Annotated in this window: 17 protein-coding genes; 5 read left to right on the top strand and 12 right to left on the bottom strand. The window is 66.6% G+C overall.

All coding sequences use genetic code 11. From position 1 onward, the window contains the following. Window positions 1-12: 12 nt before the first annotated feature. The 4 genes from rpsK to infA all read right to left on the bottom strand — a co-directional run bounded on the left by rpsK (window position 13) and on the right by infA (window position 1451). Window positions 13-420, bottom strand: a complete 408-nt coding sequence (rpsK, locus tag LEL84_RS08755; RefSeq protein WP_004023536.1) for a 30S ribosomal protein S11 — start codon at window positions 418-420, stop codon at window positions 13-15. Further along, complete coding sequence (gene rpsM, locus LEL84_RS08760) at window positions 420-788, bottom strand: 30S ribosomal protein S13 (RefSeq protein WP_004023537.1); 369 nt, start codon at window positions 786-788, stop codon at window positions 420-422. The genes rpsK and rpsM overlap by 1 nt, the downstream gene beginning before the upstream one ends. A 210-nt stretch (window positions 789-998) precedes the next feature. Next, entirely contained in the window at window positions 999-1112 is a 114-nt protein-coding gene (gene rpmJ / locus LEL84_RS08765; protein ID WP_005207978.1) for a 50S ribosomal protein L36, read from the bottom strand. A gap of 117 nt (window positions 1113-1229) precedes the next feature. Continuing rightward, entirely contained in the window at window positions 1230-1451 is a 222-nt protein-coding gene (gene infA / locus LEL84_RS08770) for a translation initiation factor IF-1 (RefSeq protein WP_004023539.1), read from the bottom strand. A 184-nt stretch (window positions 1452-1635) separates the two neighbouring features. Here infA and LEL84_RS08775 point away from each other — a divergent pair, with 184 nt between their 5' ends. From LEL84_RS08775 to fdhD, 5 genes are read left to right on the top strand one after another with little or no spacing between them, the layout of a single operon-like run. After that, complete coding sequence (locus LEL84_RS08775; protein ID WP_226513819.1) at window positions 1636-2043, top strand: iron chaperone; 408 nt, start codon at window positions 1636-1638, stop codon at window positions 2041-2043. Between the two features lie 27 nt (window positions 2044-2070). Beyond that, window positions 2071-2463, top strand: a complete 393-nt coding sequence (locus tag LEL84_RS08780; RefSeq protein ID WP_058251965.1) for a phage holin family protein — start codon at window positions 2071-2073, stop codon at window positions 2461-2463. After that, the gene (locus LEL84_RS08785; RefSeq protein ID WP_226513820.1) at window positions 2460-3209 is read left to right on the top strand and encodes an SIMPL domain-containing protein; all 750 of its coding nucleotides are present in this window, start codon (window positions 2460-2462) and stop codon (window positions 3207-3209) included. The genes LEL84_RS08780 and LEL84_RS08785 overlap by 4 nt, the downstream gene beginning before the upstream one ends. 40 nt (window positions 3210-3249) lie before the next feature. After that, window positions 3250-3699: a D-aminoacyl-tRNA deacylase gene (gene dtd / locus LEL84_RS08790; RefSeq protein WP_226513821.1), complete on the top strand. Its 450-nt coding sequence runs from the start codon at window positions 3250-3252 to the stop codon at window positions 3697-3699. A gap of 40 nt (window positions 3700-3739) precedes the next feature. Next, window positions 3740-4606, top strand: coding sequence for a formate dehydrogenase accessory sulfurtransferase FdhD (gene fdhD, locus LEL84_RS08795; RefSeq protein WP_226513822.1), 867 nt, complete (start codon window positions 3740-3742; stop codon window positions 4604-4606). Here the strand turns inward: fdhD and LEL84_RS08800 are convergent. The 8 genes from LEL84_RS08800 to secY all read right to left on the bottom strand — a co-directional run bounded on the left by LEL84_RS08800 (window position 4578) and on the right by secY (window position 14074). Further along, window positions 4578-5708, bottom strand: coding sequence for an ABC transporter ATP-binding protein (locus LEL84_RS08800; RefSeq protein WP_065631827.1), 1131 nt, complete (start codon window positions 5706-5708; stop codon window positions 4578-4580). The two genes, fdhD and LEL84_RS08800, sit on opposite strands and share 29 nt — an antisense overlap. A gap of 49 nt (window positions 5709-5757) precedes the next feature. Continuing rightward, window positions 5758-7071 (bottom strand): ABC transporter substrate-binding protein, encoded by a 1314-nt coding sequence (locus LEL84_RS08805; protein ID WP_065631826.1) that lies wholly within the window; start codon window positions 7069-7071, stop codon window positions 5758-5760. Between the two features lie 91 nt (window positions 7072-7162). Then, window positions 7163-7999, bottom strand: a complete 837-nt coding sequence (locus tag LEL84_RS08810) for a carbohydrate ABC transporter permease (RefSeq protein WP_226513823.1) — start codon at window positions 7997-7999, stop codon at window positions 7163-7165. A 116-nt stretch (window positions 8000-8115) separates the two neighbouring features. Continuing rightward, window positions 8116-9030 carry a carbohydrate ABC transporter permease gene (locus tag LEL84_RS08815; protein ID WP_226513824.1) on the bottom strand — a complete coding sequence of 305 codons (915 nt, stop codon included), beginning with the start codon at window positions 9028-9030 and terminating at the stop codon, window positions 8116-8118. A gap of 88 nt (window positions 9031-9118) precedes the next feature. Continuing rightward, the gene (locus LEL84_RS08820; RefSeq protein WP_226513825.1) at window positions 9119-11206 is read right to left on the bottom strand and encodes a bifunctional lysylphosphatidylglycerol flippase/synthetase MprF; all 2088 of its coding nucleotides are present in this window, start codon (window positions 11204-11206) and stop codon (window positions 9119-9121) included. Window positions 11207-11342: 136 nt separating this feature from the next. Beyond that, on the bottom strand, window positions 11343-12140 hold the full coding sequence (map, locus tag LEL84_RS08825) for a type I methionyl aminopeptidase (RefSeq protein WP_058251973.1): 798 nt from the start codon (window positions 12138-12140) through the stop codon (window positions 11343-11345). A 54-nt stretch (window positions 12141-12194) separates the two neighbouring features. Further along, window positions 12195-12749: an adenylate kinase gene (locus tag LEL84_RS08830; protein ID WP_004023564.1), complete on the bottom strand. Its 555-nt coding sequence runs from the start codon at window positions 12747-12749 to the stop codon at window positions 12195-12197. Beyond that, window positions 12746-14074 carry a preprotein translocase subunit SecY gene (gene secY / locus LEL84_RS08835; RefSeq protein ID WP_058251974.1) on the bottom strand — a complete coding sequence of 443 codons (1329 nt, stop codon included), beginning with the start codon at window positions 14072-14074 and terminating at the stop codon, window positions 12746-12748. Before secY ends, LEL84_RS08830 begins: the two co-directional genes overlap by 4 nt. Window positions 14075-14136 lie beyond the last annotated feature (62 nt).

A 14136-nucleotide genomic window follows, 5' to 3' on the forward strand; every position in this document is an offset into this window, starting at 1 on the left:
CTCCCTTTCCCGCTAGACCCGACGCCGCTTGGGCGGACGGCAACCGTTGTGCGGCTGCGGGGTGACATCGGAAATGGTGCCGACCTCGAGGCCGGCTGCCTGCAGGGAGCGGATGGCGGTCTCGCGACCCGAACCCGGTCCCTTGACGAACACGTCGACCTTCTTGACGCCGTGCTCCTGGGCCTTGCGCGCAGCGTTCTCGGCCGCGAGCTGAGCCGCGAACGGGGTGCTCTTGCGCGAGCCCTTGAAACCGACGTGGCCCGACGACGCCCAGCTGATGATGTTGCCGCTGGGATCGCTGATCGACACGATGGTGTTGTTGAACGTCGACTTGATGTGTGCGTGGCCGTGCGGGACGTTCTTCTTATCGCGACGGCGGGTGCCCTTCTTGGGGCCTGCGCTACGTGACTTCGGAGGCATTACTTCTTCTTCCCGGCGATGGTCTTCTTCGGGCCCTTGCGAGTGCGGGCATTGGTCTTGGTGCGCTGTCCACGAACGGGCAGGCCACGACGGTGGCGCAGACCCTGGTAGCAGCCGATCTCGATCTTGCGACGGATGTCGGCCTGCACCTCGCGACGGAGGTCACCCTCGACCTTCACCGAGGCTTCGATGTACTCACGCAGCTTCGAGACGTCTGCGTCGGTGAGATCCTTCGCTCGGAGGTCGGGGCTCAGGCCCGTTCCCTCGAGGATCTCCTTGGAGGTGGTGCGCCCAACTCCGTAGATGTAGGTCAGTGCGATCTCCAGCCGCTTCTCGCGGGGGAGATCCACACCAGCAACACGTGCCATGTGGCGGATTTCCTTTTCGATTCTCAGAGGTCTGCTCCCAGTCCGTCCCGCGAGCTGGTGCCGAACCGTGTGTCCGGCCTCGTGGGCTCCGGCCTCTGATCCGGAGGTGGGCGGTGACGCGTCTGTCGCCGCTGGTGTTGGGAGGTCCTGTTGTATTCAGTTGTCGGTCTTCAGTTGTTCTGACTCAAGCGACCCGGAGGGTGCGCGTGATCAGCCCTGACGCTGCTTGTGACGCAGGTTCTCGCAGATCACCATGACCCGACCGTTACGACGGATCACCTTGCACTTCTCGCAGATCGGCTTGACGCTCGGCTGAACCTTCACGTCAATCTCTCCTGCTCGGCTCGCCCGCGCGCACGCCGAAACGGCCGTACACGTGGGTGTCGGTCTCCTCCCGAACGGATGTCCGGGAAGTCTGTCCCCGGCGACGCCGGGAAAGTCCTACTTGTAGCGGTACACGATTCGCCCACGAGCCAGGTCGTAGGGCGAGAGTTCCACGACGACCCGGTCCTCGGGCAGGATGCGGATGTAGTGCTGCCGCATCTTGCCGCTGATGTGGGCGAGAACCTTGTGTCCGTTCTCCAGCTCAATACGAAACATCGCATTGGGCAGGGGTTCGATCACTCGACCCTCGACCTCGATGGCCCCGTCTTTCTTCGCCATGTCCTCCGCGATCCTGGCCGTGACCACGACATCCGGGCGACGTCGCGGCCCATTGGCCGGGTTGAATCAGTGTTTGTCCGTTAGGGTGTGGGCACCGGTCCGCGAGGACCTGCACCCGGTGTGCGCCGACCGGACCCACGTGCTGACACGCCGAGGCCCGGCGCGCGATGCGCACCGACGGTCCATGCTACGCGAACAGGCAGGCCAGGCCAAATGCGTGCGCGGCGTCGCAAGGAGGTCCAAGCGGATGGGGACGGTCGACGACTATCTCGACGGGCTCGACCCGGACGACCGCGCGGTCATCTCCCGGATCTATGACGTCGCCCGCGACACGGTCCCCGGCACCGCGCAGGGCAAGGGCTACGGGATGCCGGCCCTGACGTATCGCGGTAGCCCGCTCCTGTCGGTGATGCGCACCAAGAAGCACATCGGGCTGTACCCGTTCAGCCCCGACGCGGTCGACGCCGGGCGGCCGTTCCTCGCGGGTTTCGACGTCCAGAAGGGCACCGTACGTTTCCAGCCCGACGCCCCTCCGTCGGACGACGCGATCCGCGCCATGATGACGTTCCGTCGCGATCAGATCGATGGTTGAGGCGAGGGTGCTGGCACACTGTCGCCCATGCTTGCCTTCCTCGTCCGCACCGTGCTGACCGCGGTGGCCCTGTGGGTCGCGACGCTGATCGTGCCGGGCATCGACTTCGTGGGCGGTTCGACGACCGCCGAGAAGGTCGGTATCGCCCTGGTGGTCGCCGTGATCTTCGGTGTTCTGAACGCGATCATCAAACCGATCGTGCAGATCATCGCGATCCCCTTCTACATCCTCACGCTCGGTCTGATCCACATCGTCATCAACGCGTTGATGCTGGAGCTCACCGCGTGGATCACCCGCAACACCACGCACTGGGGACTCGAGGTCGACGACTTCTTCTGGTCGGCGATCTTCGGAGCCATCGTCGTGTCGGTGGTCGGGTGGCTGCTGGCCCTGCTGATGCGCGACCCGGTCGACCGATGACGACAACACGCGGCGCCGACACACGACGCCCCGCACTCCGGGCGACGTCGGTCCTCGCGGCGTTCGCCGCCGTGGTCCTGGTGGTGGCCGGGTGCGGCAGCGACACCGGCGGGCAGCCACGGTCGGTGACCGTCGTCGGGTCGGGCCAGGTCAGCGGCACCCCGGACACCCTGCGCGCCGACATCGGCGTGGAGGCGACCGCGTCCGATGTGACGACCGCGCTGAACGAGACGAGCGCCAAGGTCACCGCGGTCACCGACGCGGTCGTCGCGGCGGGAGTGGAGCGCAAGGACGTCGCCACGCAGCAGGTGTCGGTGAACCCGCAGTATTCGAGTCCCGCACCCGGCGGTTCGAGCCAGATCAGTGGATACACCGCGACCAACACCATCCGCGTGACCATCCGCGACATCTCGACGGCGTCGACCGTGCTGAGCGCCGCCGCGACCGCCGGTGGGGACAACACGCGCATCAACAACGTCGCCTTCGCCATCGACGACGACTCGGAACTCCTCGAGAAGGCGCGCGAAGCCGCGTTCACCGACGCCCGGGGCCGCGCGGAACAGTACGCCGGTCTCGCCGGCGACTCGCTCGGCGACGTGCTGACCATCAAGGAGAGCACCAGCGGCCAGGAGCATCCGGTCTCGCCCGGTACCTTCGAACGCGACGTGGCGGCCGCGCCCGTACCGGTCGAGCCCGGTGAGCAGGAGCTCACCTTCACCGTCACGGTCACGTTCGCGCTCGACTGAACACCCCGTCCGTGCACCGCACCCGGAGATCGGAGAATCGATGCGCGCCGTTCTCCAGCGCGTCAGCCGAGCGAGTGTGAGCGTCGACGGCGAGGTCGTCGGCGAGCTCGACATCCCGCCCGGCGGCGCGGGTCTCGTCGCGCTCGTGGGGGTCACGCACGACGACACCACCGACCACGCGGTCCGGCTCGCCGACAAGATCTGGCGCCTGCGGATCTTCGACGGCGGAGACGGTCCCGAACGCGCGGCCGCCGACCTCGACGCCCCGATCCTGGTGATCAGCCAGTTCACGCTCTATGCAAACACCGCGAAGGGCCGGCGCCCGTCGTGGAATGCCGCCGCGCCGGGACCGGTCGCCGAACCGCTGGTCGACGCGGTGGTCGGCGCCCTCCGGGCCGCCGGCGCCACGGTGGCCACCGGCCGTTTCGGCGCGCACATGGAAGTCGGTCTCGTCAACGACGGGCCGGTCACCCTGGTGCTCGACGTCTGAGACCGCAGCCACGAACAGTCGCAGGACTACCGTGGTGCCGGTGGGACGAATCACCGCACGCCGCCGCGTCACCCGCGTCCGACGCGACGCGGAGCCGACAAAGCGCGCAGACACCCTGGCCGTCGAGGAGCCGCTCGAGATCCGGGTCGGCGGGCGCACACTCGCGGTCACCATGCGCACTCCCGGCCACGACTTCGAACTGGTCGCCGGCTACCTGGTCTCCGAAGGTGTGGTGACCACCGGCGCGGATTACTCGACGGCCCGTTACTGCGCGGGCACCGACGCGCAGGGCGCCAACACCTACAACGTCATCGACGCGACGCTCGCCCCGCATGTGCCGCCACCCGGTTCCGAGCTGGTCCGCACCAACCCCGTCACGAGTGCATGCGGCATCTGCGGCAAGGACAGCATCGCCGCGGTCCACACCGCGTCGGTCCATGATCCCGCCGCCGACACCATGACCGTGGCAGCCGGGACGGTCCTGGACCTCCCCGACCGGTTGCGCGCCGAACAGAGCGTCTTCGACAAGACCGGTGGCCTGCACGCCGCCGCGCTGTTCGACGCGGATGGTCGCCTGCTCGCCGTCCGGGAGGACGTCGGTCGGCACAACGCCGTGGACAAGGTGATCGGGTGGGCGGTTCTCGCCGACCGACTACCCCTGTCGGGCACCGTCCTCCAGGTCTCCGGCCGCGCGAGCTTCGAACTCGTCCAGAAAGCCGCGATGGCGGGAATCTCGATGCTGTGCGCGGTCTCCGCGCCGTCGTCACTGGCGGCCGACGCCGCCGACGACCTCGGCATCACGCTCGTCGGCTTCTCTCGCGGCGAGTCGATGGTGATCTACAGCCGTCCCGATCGGATCTCCCTGTCCGAAGCCGCGATCACCGAAGAGGCTTCGGTCCCGCGCTGAGGTCGTGACGACGCGGGTCGTCGAGGGCGACCCCGCTGATCGGATCGAACCAGTACGTCTCGTCGACCTCCGGGGTCAGCCCGATCACGTCACCGACCTCGATCGTCCGGCGATGATCGACACGGATGACGATGCGACTCCCGCGCAGCCGGACGTCCGCGCTGCAGTAGACGAACTGTTCGGCCCCCAGCTCCTCGACGAGATCGACCGTTGCAGTGAGGTTCCCGGCCTGCGGTGCAGCCGACACCTGCCACGACTCGGCACGCAGACCGACGACGACGTCGCCCGCGGACGCCGACGACAGCACCGACGGCGGAACCCGGACCTCGGCGCCACCGAGGCGTACGATGCCTGCGTCCACCCGGGCGTCGATCAGACACATCTGCGGTGAGCCCATGAACGACGCCACGAACAGGTTCGCGGGCCGTGAGTAGATCTCGCGCGGACTCCCGACCTGTTGCAGCACACCGTGATCGAGCACCGCGACCCGGTGTCCCATGGTCATCGCCTCGACCTGGTCGTGGGTCACATAGAGCGTCGTGATGCCGAGTTCCCGCTGCATGGCCGCGATCTGGGCACGCGTGCTCACCCGCAACTTGGCGTCGAGGTTCGACAGCGGCTCATCCATGCAGAAGACCTTGGGACGCCGCACGATCGCCCGCCCCATCGCCACCCGCTGCCGTTGCCCGCCGGACAGCTTCGCCGGCTTGCGACCGAGAAGCGGGGTGAGCTCGAGCATCTCGGCCACCTCACCGACCCGGGCCGCGGTGTCGGACTTGCTCATCCCGGCATTGCGGAGCGCGAAGCCCATGTTGTCGGCGACCGTCATGTTCGGGTACAGGGCGTAGTTCTGGAAGACCATCGCCACGTCCCTGGCCTTCGGCGCCATCCCGACGACGTCGACGTCGTCGATCAGGATCGCACCGGATTCGACCGACTCCAGACCCGCGACCATCCGCAGGCTCGTGGACTTGCCGCATCCCGACGGTCCCACGAGCACCATGAACTCGCCGTCGTCGACGGCCAGGTCGAGCGAGTCGACGGCGGGTTTCTGGCCGTCGGCGAAGCGCCGGGTCGCGCCGTCGAAGGTCACCGATGCCACGACCGGCCCCCTCGTCGCCGGCCCACGACCGGCCCCGCCACGTCGCCCGTCATGACGGGAGCTTCGGCGCGATCTGCGCCTCGTAGATCTGCGCGATCTGGCGCTGGGTGTCGGCGAGGGTCGCGGCGACATCGGCGTTCTGCAGGCCGATGCGCTCGTAACCGGTGCCGATGATCTTGTCGCCGCCGGGGACGAAGACCCGCGCGTTGTTCTGCGGTTGTGTCCGCGGAAGCTGCTCGATGGCGGTGGCGAAGTTCGGGTTCTTCTCCAGGAACGCGACCATCGACGGGTCGTCCTGCGCGGATTTGCGCACCGGCATGTAGCCGACATTCTGCGAGAAGTAGGCGGTGTTCTCGGTGTTGGTGATGAACTCGATGAACTTCAGCGCGTTGACCTTGCGCTCGTCGGACAGTTTGGCCGGGACCGCGAGACCGGCACCGCCCGTCGGGCAACCCGAGACCCCCTGCGGCGCGGGCAGGAAGGCGGTACCGAAGTCGAAGGCGGCGTTCTCCGTGATGCCCGACAGATCGCCGGTCGAGGCGATGGTCGAGGCGATGATGCCGGCGCTGAAGTCGCCGGCGATGTCGTTGGAGATCTTCGCGTACCGCTTCGTGTTGATCGACTCGCTCAGATATTGCGCGGCCGCAACGGTCTTCGGATCGGTGAACTTCAGCTCCCAGTCGTTCGAGTAGGCGCCGCCGAATGTCCAGGTCGGCCCCTGGAAGGTCCATCCGAGGTAGTCGGTCGCGTTGCCCCAGCCGTGCGCGCGCTTGTCGCCGCCGACCACGGTCTGGATCCGCGGGCCCCAGTCGTCGAACTCGTCCCAGGTCTGCGGGCCGCGGTCGGGCAGGCCGGCCCGGCGCCACACGTCTTTGTTGTAGTAGAACAGCGGAGTCGACCGCGCGTACGGCAACGCCCACGTCTGGTTGTTCCACTTGTAGTCGCCGACAAGCGAATCGACGTAGTCGGCGGTGTTCACGTTCGCAGGGCCGAAGAGGTCGTCGAGGGGGCTGATCGCGCCGATGAGCGCGAAGTTGAACCACCAGACGTCGGACAGGATCATGATGTCGGGCACGGCACCGCCGGACAGCGCGGCGTTGAACTTCTGCGCCGCCTCCTCGTAGTTCTTGCCGGCGTCGACGAGCTGCACGGTGATGCCCGGGTTGGCCGCCTCGAACCGAGAGATGAGTTCTCGTTCGACCTCGATGGATTTGCCGGGGTGATTCGACCAGAAGCTCAGCTTCGAGGCGTCGCCCGACGACGAGCCGCCGTCACCCGAGGTTCCGGCGCATGCGGCCACCAGAGCACCGGCCGCGGCCGTCGCGGACGCGGCGAGGAACCCGCGCCGGGACATGTTCATCATCTGTCGTCTCCTTCTTGATCATCTGTGTGTCAGTGGTTCTCGTGCTGGGCGTTCTCGTGCCAGGTGTTCTGGCTGGTGGGGTGCCGGCCGGTCAGCCCTTGACGGCCCCGGAGGTCAGACCCTTGATCATGTGCCGTTGCAGGGCCAGGAAGAGGACGAGCATCGGCACCATCGCGAGCACGGTTGCCGCCATGACCGGGCCCCAGTTGGTGAGACCGTCGCTGTTCTGCAGGAGGGTCAATCCCACGGGTAGCGTGGCGACCGAGGCGTCGTCGGCCATCAGGAACGGCCACAGGTACTCGTTCCACTCGTTGACGAGGGTGATCGTCGCGAAGGCGACCATCGTCGGGATCGACAGCGGCAGCACCACTCTGGTGAGCAGGCGGAAGTGACCTGCCCCGTCCATCCGCGCCGCCTCGATGATCTCGGGCGGGATGGACAGGAAGTGGTTGCGCATCAGGAAGGTCCCGAATGCGACACCGGCGAGCGGCAGGATGATGCCGATGAAGGTGTTCCGCAGTCCCAGTTGGGCCACCAGGGCGTAGTTGGTGATGACGGTGATCTGGTTGGGCACCATGAGCGCGGCGATGATGACGACGAACACGATGTTTTTGCCCGGGAACCGCAGGAACACCAGTCCGTACGCACTCAGCACGCCCAGCACGAACTTGGCCACGCCGAGGATCGAGGTCACGATGACCGAGTTGCGCAGGTAGCTCCAGAACGGTACCGACGTCGTGGCCTCGACGTAGTTCTCGGGACGCCACGTCGACGGCCACCACACGGCCGGTTGCACGTAGATCTCGGTGCGATCCTTGAACGAGGCCAACAGGATCCACACCACCGGCAGCGCGATGATCACCAGCACCACCGTCATCGCCGCGTACCCGCACGCGTCGGCCAGTCGTCGGCGGGTGGGCGGCGTCATCGCCTCACCGTCGGGGCGCCGTCGCTTCTGCCCGGGACCCGCCGGCGGATGTCCGGACTCGTCTGTGTGGCCCGGCTCGGCAACCCGTCTGGACACCGGACTCGTGGTGACGGGCCTCATCGCGCTCCCCTGTCCATCATGCGCACCTGGATCACCGTGATGGCCAGCAGGACGACGAACATGACTGTCGCGACGGTGGCGCCGTAGCCGGCACGGAAGTTGACGAAACTCTCCTCGTAAACCTGGTAGACCATCGTGGTGGTGCCATTGCCCAACGGGCCGCCCCGGGTCATCACGTTGATGATGTCGAACACCTGTAACGAGTTGAGCAGCACGGTGATCGACAGGAAGAACGTCATCGGCCGCAGTTGCGGCAACAGCACCTTGCGGAAGTAGGTCCACCATTCGGCCCCGTCGATCGCGGCCGCTTCGTCCAGATCGGTCCGTTTACCCTGCAGCGCAGCCAGATAGATGACGAACGCGTAACCGAGGTTCTTCCAGATGTAGGTCACCGTGATCATGAACAGTGCCCACGACGGCTGCTGGTAGAAGTCAGGCGCAGAGCCCAGTCCGAGGCGCACCATCACGTCGTTGACGAGGCCGAAACTGGGGTCGAAGACGAACTGGAAGGCGATGCCGACCGCCGCCCCGGACAGCACGAACGGAGCAAAAGCTGCCGACCGCACCAGATGTCGGCCGCGCAGTTTACGGTCGAGCAACAGTGCGAGCGCCAGGCCGATGACCATGCTGCCGACGACAGCGGCAACCGTGAAGATGACGGTGTTGGCGACGATCACCCGGGTATCGGCACGGGTGAACCATTCGACGTAGTTGTCGATCCCGACGAACGTCGCTCCCGCCTCGGCGATGTTCCAGTCGTAGAAAGACATCCGGATGTTCTCGACGAGCGGTCGATACGTGAACACGCCGAGGAGGACGAGGTTCGGCACGACGAGCAGGAGGAACAGCCCATAGCTTCGCCAGGGACGCCGCCCCGTTGCGGGCAGCACATGTTCGTCGACCGATGACACTGGCGAAGTCTCGCCGTAGGAGACGACCGGATGGTGAACTCAGGCGGCGATTTCCGTGAACGATGCCTTCACAGCCGGGGCGGGCGGGTCAGTCCCCTCGTGACGCCGCCAGCCGGATCAGCTGGCCGGTAGTGGCATCCGGCAGGTACGCCCTGGAGATGGCCACACCGATACGCGGAAGGTCGGATTCGTCGCGGAACGCCAGGTAGACGGGCTCGTAGCGGGGATTGAACTTCTTCTTGAAGGTGTGCAGCGAGCGAAATCCGTAATAGGGCTCGAGCGCGGCGCCCAGCGTGTCGAGCAGTTTGTCGAGCGGGTCGGCGTCGAAGTCGCCCGTTCGCGCCAGCGGCGCTCCGGACAGCGAGATGAACTGCGCACCCTCGTCTTTGAAGGCGACTGCCGACGAGGCGATGAGATACTCGACGACCGGCCCGAACCCGTCCGTACGGCGTCGCATGATGTCGAGCGTCCATCCCGCGACGTCGCCACCCGGCGCGTACACCGGTAGCCACGAGAGCACGCCGTGCACGTTGCCCGTCGGATCCACCGCGAGTGCCACCCGGACCGCGGGGTCCATCGCCTCCTCGACACTGCCCAGGGTGAACCCCATCTCGGGAAGGCCCTTGTCCCCCACCCACTCCTCCGAGATCGCGCGCACCTGGGTCTTGACGGCGAACGACTCGTCGGCCAGCGAGACCATCCGCATCGAGATGTCCTGCTTGGTGGCCTTGTTCATCGCCGATCGCACGTGCTGCCAAGGCTTGCCCTTGAACTCCAGACCCGACAGGTCGACGATCGTGTCCTCGGCGATCTGCACACTGAGCCATCCGCGTCCGGTGACGATCTCCGAGGTCGCCGAGCCGATCGAGAACCAGCACGGAGTCGCGCCGGCGCTCTCCGCGAGGTCGACGAAGGCGTCGACGGCGTCGGCCAACCGCTCGGGTGCGCACACCGGGTCGGCCAGGGCCACCATGGTCCCGACGTGCTTTCGGTAGGTCACGACGGACTGGTCGTCGAGATCGCCCGCAGCGCCGGTGAACTGGTAGCTGTTGCCCGGCCAGGTCGTCATCCACGACATCGTGCCGCCGCCGTGCACCCGCAGCAGTTCCTTGACGCGGCCGACCGGATCGTCGTCCGAACCGGACGCACCGACCTGCCGAACGCGCCACGGCACTGCGAAGGCGAAACGGCCCGGTATGAGAATGGCCAGGACCATGACCCACAGGAGTGTGGTTCCGAGTGTCACCGCACCTTCCGATGACACGTCGGTGAAGACCACCAGGATCACCGCCAGGAGGGTCGCGATGACGTTGAGCGCACCGAGGACGACGGCTACCCACCACGCCCACCGCTTTCCCCGCCGGAGTTGATCGGCGATGAGCACGTTGACGGCGAGGCCGATGAGCATCGTGAACACCGAGTCGTCCCCGGAGTCGGTCGGCCCGAGCGGCCCGCTGCCCGGGAACAGGAACACCAGGAGGTTCGCGCCCGCGATAATCAGCAGGGCAGCGCAACCCAGCATGCGGACCTCACGCCGGGTACGCGGCACCCAACCGTGTTCGTTGGTGGCGAAGAACTTCTCCCCCACGATCAGCATGACGATCGCGGCGAGGACGTACTCGACCGAGGCGAGGGTCCCCTCGAACAGGAACGCGACCGAAACGATGGCGCCCAACAGGACCCGCACACGTAGCCGCCAGGGCGAACGCACTGTCGCCGAGGCCACCGCGACCGCCGAGACCACCAACGCCCCCACCCCGGTGGCGCGCGACTCGGCGAGTTGCTCCGCCCACCGCCACGACGTCACCTCGGAGGACAGCAACCACAGCAGCAACACCGTCAGCAGGGATGCGATCAAGTGGCCGCCCACACCGACCAGAACGGCTTTCACGGTGCCCAACTGCCACTCGGCCCAACCCATTCCGACGACGACCGCCACCAGCGCCAGCAGGTACAGCCAGGGTCCGGGTTCGACGAACGCGGAACTGGCCGGCGTCCACCACTTGCCCTCCCGAAGGGCGGGAAGCCCGAAGGCCACCTCGTGATACCACGACTTGTCGTTCGCCCTACCCCACAGCGATCCGGTCGTCGCGCCGACGATCAGCAGGGCCGCCGCGAGGGCGACGGTGAACGGAAGCCGCCGCACGACGGTGAGCCAGGAGACGTCGGAATGCATGGTCAACGGTACGACGACACGACCCGCCGCACACGGTCATCTGGTTGATCGGTCACGCGCCGGACGCTGGAACCCACCATTCGCACAGTGCGCGATTCGTATCGGTTCCCGGTACGAATCCCGCACTGGCGTGGAGTCAGACCGGGCGCGGGGTGAGGATGCGGGGTCCGTCGGCGGTCACCGCGACGGTATGTTCCCAATGGGCGGAACGCGACCCGTCGTCGGTGACGACTGTCCAATCGTCGTCGAGGACGGTGGTGTCCGTTGTGCCCAGCGTCAGCATCGGCTCGATGGCCAGGGTGGAGCCGATCACGAGCGTCGGCCCCTTGCCGGGTTCACCCTCGTTCGCCAGGAACGGTTCCATGTGCATCTCGCGGCCGATGCCGTGTCCGCCGTAACCGTCGACGATGCCGAAGGGCCGGCCGAACTTCTTCTCCGCGGCGCGCGTACCGAGTTCGATGGCGTGGGAGATGTCGGTGAGGCGAGCGCCGTCGACCATGGCCGCGATCCCCGCCTCCATCGACAGCCGCGTCGCCTCGGAGAGTTCCTCGTCGGCGGTGGACAGTTCCCCGACCCCGAAGGTCCAGGCCGAGTCCCCGTGCCAGCCGTCGAGGATGGCGCCGCAATCGATCGACACCAGATCGCCGTCGGCGAGAACGACGTCCGCGGACGGGATGCCGTGGACGACGACGTCGTTCACCGAGCTGCAGATGGATCCGGGAAAGCCGTGGTAGCCCTTGAACGAGGGCACCGCCCCGGCCCCCCGGATCACGGATTCGGCGACCTCGTCGAGATCGAGGGTGCTGACCCCCGGCTTCGCCGCATCGCGCACCGCGACGAGCGCGGCCCCGACAACCGCGCCCGCCGCGGCCATGGCATCGAGCTCGCCCGCACTGCGGAAGGGGACGACGCGCTTGCGCTTACGAAAACCCATGCCCTACAGCGATTCCTCGGTTGTCGGAGACTGTGCGGTCAGAACGCAGCGGGGTCAGGAGACGCCGGCGCCGAGCGCGCTCAGGACGCGCTGGTGGACGCCCTGGATGTCACCGACCGCGTCGATCGTCTTGACCTGGTCGCCGTAGTACGCGAGCAGCGGCGCGGTCTCCCGGGTGTAGACGTCCATCCGGTTGCGGATGACCTCTTCGGTGTCGTCGGCGCGGCCACGCGCCAGCATGCGCTCCACGACGACGTCGGTGTCGACGACGAACGAGAGCACGGCGTCGAGCGAGGCGTCGAGATTCGCCAGGATGTCGTTCAGCGCGTCGGCCTGCTCGGTCGAGCGCGGGAAACCGTCGAGGATGAAACCCTTCGACGCATCCGGCTCGCCGACGCGGGCGCGGACCATGTCCACCGTGATCTCGGACGGGACGAGGTTGCCGGCGTCGAGGTACTTCTTGGCCTCCACACCCACGGCGGTGCCCTGGGAGATGTTGGCGCGGAAGAGGTCACCGGTCGAGATGTGGGGGATCCCGAGCGCTTCGCTCAAAAGCTCCGCCTGGGTGCCTTTACCTGCTCCGGGCGGGCCGAGAATGACAAGTCTCACTTCAGGAATCCTTCGTACTTGCGTTGCATCAACTGACTGTTGATCTGCTTCATCGTGTCCAGACCCACGCCGACCATGATCAGTACGGCCGTACCACCGAACGGCAGGTTCTGGACGTTGCCGCTGTTACCGATCTCGAGGAACAGGTTCGGGAGTACCGCGATGATACCGAGGTAGATCGAGCCCGGCAGAGTGATACGACTGAGCACATACCCGAGGTACTCGGCCGTGGGCGCTCCCGGACGGATGCCCGGGATGAATCCACCGTACTTCTTCATCTCGTCGGCGCGCTCCTCCGGATTGAACGTCACCGCCACGTAGAAGTACGTGAAGAAGATGATCATCAGGAAGTAGACGGCGATGTAGACGCCGTTGCTCGGATCGGTCAGATACCTGGTGACGTATTCCTGCCAGGTCGACTGTGTCCCATCGGGATTGCGCGTGAGTTCGACGATCAGCTGCGGCAGATACAGCAGCGACGAGGCGAAGATCACCGGGATGACGCCGGCCTGGTTGACCTTCAGCGGCAGGTAGGTCGACGACCCGCCGTACATCTTGCGGCCCACCATGCGCTTCGCGTACTGCACCGGGATGCGGCGCTGACCCTGCTCGATGAACACGACGCCGGCGACGATGATCAGCGCGGCGACACAGACCAGGGCGAAGACGAGTCCGCCACGGCTGTTGAGGATGGTGCGACCTTCGGCGGGGATACGCGCGGCGATACCGGCGAAGATCAGCAGCGACATGCCGTTGCCGATGCCGCGCTCGGTGATGAGCTCACCGAACCACATGACGACACAGGCGCCGGCGGTCATGACGAGCACGATGATCGAGAGACCGAAGATGCTCTGGTCGTTGAGGACTTCGCCGCTCTGCGCACAGGACTGCGGAAGGAGCTGGCCACGATCGGCGAGGGCCACGATGCCCGTCGACTGCAGGAGCGCGAGGGCCACGGCCAGGTAGCGCGTGTACTGCGTCATCTTGGCCTGGCCGGCCTGGCCCTCCTTGCGGAGTTGCTCGAAGCGCGGGATGACCACGGTCAGCAGCTGCACGATGATGGCCGCCGTGATGTACGGCATGATGCCGATCGCGAACACCGACAGCTGCAGCAGCGCGCCGCCGGAGAACAGGTTGATCAGGGAGTAGACCGAGCTCGACTCACCGGACGAGACCTCGTCGAGACACGCCTGCACGGCCTGGTAGTCGACACCCGGCGACGGGACGGTCGCTCCCAGCCGATACAGGATGATGATGCCGAGAACGAAGAGGATCTTCTTCCTCAGATCCGGCGTCCGAATGGCCGCGAAGAGGGGGGAAAGCACTAACTCCTCCTAGTAACGACCACGCGAGGTCTACGTTCCGGGTCGGTGCGACCCGACCCCCG

The organism is Gordonia sp. WA4-43, assembly GCF_020520305.1.
In the GTDB taxonomy this organism is placed as follows: Bacteria; Actinomycetota; Actinomycetes; order Mycobacteriales; family Mycobacteriaceae; genus Gordonia; species Gordonia hongkongensis.

Bases quoted from the DNA above. Each gene is read 5' to 3' on its own strand.
- rpsK (WP_004023536.1), bottom strand. From the start codon at position 420: ATGCCTCCGAAGTCACGTAGCGCAGGCCCCAAGAAGGGCACCCGCCGT.
- LEL84_RS08810 (WP_226513823.1), bottom strand. From the start codon at position 7,999: ATGACGCCGCCCACCCGCCGACGACTGGCCGACGCGTGCGGGTACGCG.
- dtd (WP_226513821.1), top strand. From the start codon at position 3,250: ATGCGCGCCGTTCTCCAGCGCGTCAGCCGAGCGAGTGTGAGCGTCGAC.
- rpsM (WP_004023537.1), bottom strand. From the start codon at position 788: ATGGCACGTGTTGCTGGTGTGGATCTCCCCCGCGAGAAGCGGCTGGAG.
- map (WP_058251973.1), bottom strand. From the start codon at position 12,140: ATGGGTTTTCGTAAGCGCAAGCGCGTCGTCCCCTTCCGCAGTGCGGGC.
- LEL84_RS08820 (WP_226513825.1), bottom strand. From the start codon at position 11,206: ATGCATTCCGACGTCTCCTGGCTCACCGTCGTGCGGCGGCTTCCGTTC.
- infA (WP_004023539.1), bottom strand. From the start codon at position 1,451: ATGGCGAAGAAAGACGGGGCCATCGAGGTCGAGGGTCGAGTGATCGAA.
- LEL84_RS08805 (WP_065631826.1), bottom strand. From the start codon at position 7,071: ATGATGAACATGTCCCGGCGCGGGTTCCTCGCCGCGTCCGCGACGGCC.
- LEL84_RS08775 (WP_226513819.1), top strand. From the start codon at position 1,636: ATGCTACGCGAACAGGCAGGCCAGGCCAAATGCGTGCGCGGCGTCGCA.
- LEL84_RS08780 (WP_058251965.1), top strand. From the start codon at position 2,071: ATGCTTGCCTTCCTCGTCCGCACCGTGCTGACCGCGGTGGCCCTGTGG.
- LEL84_RS08785 (WP_226513820.1), top strand. From the start codon at position 2,460: ATGACGACAACACGCGGCGCCGACACACGACGCCCCGCACTCCGGGCG.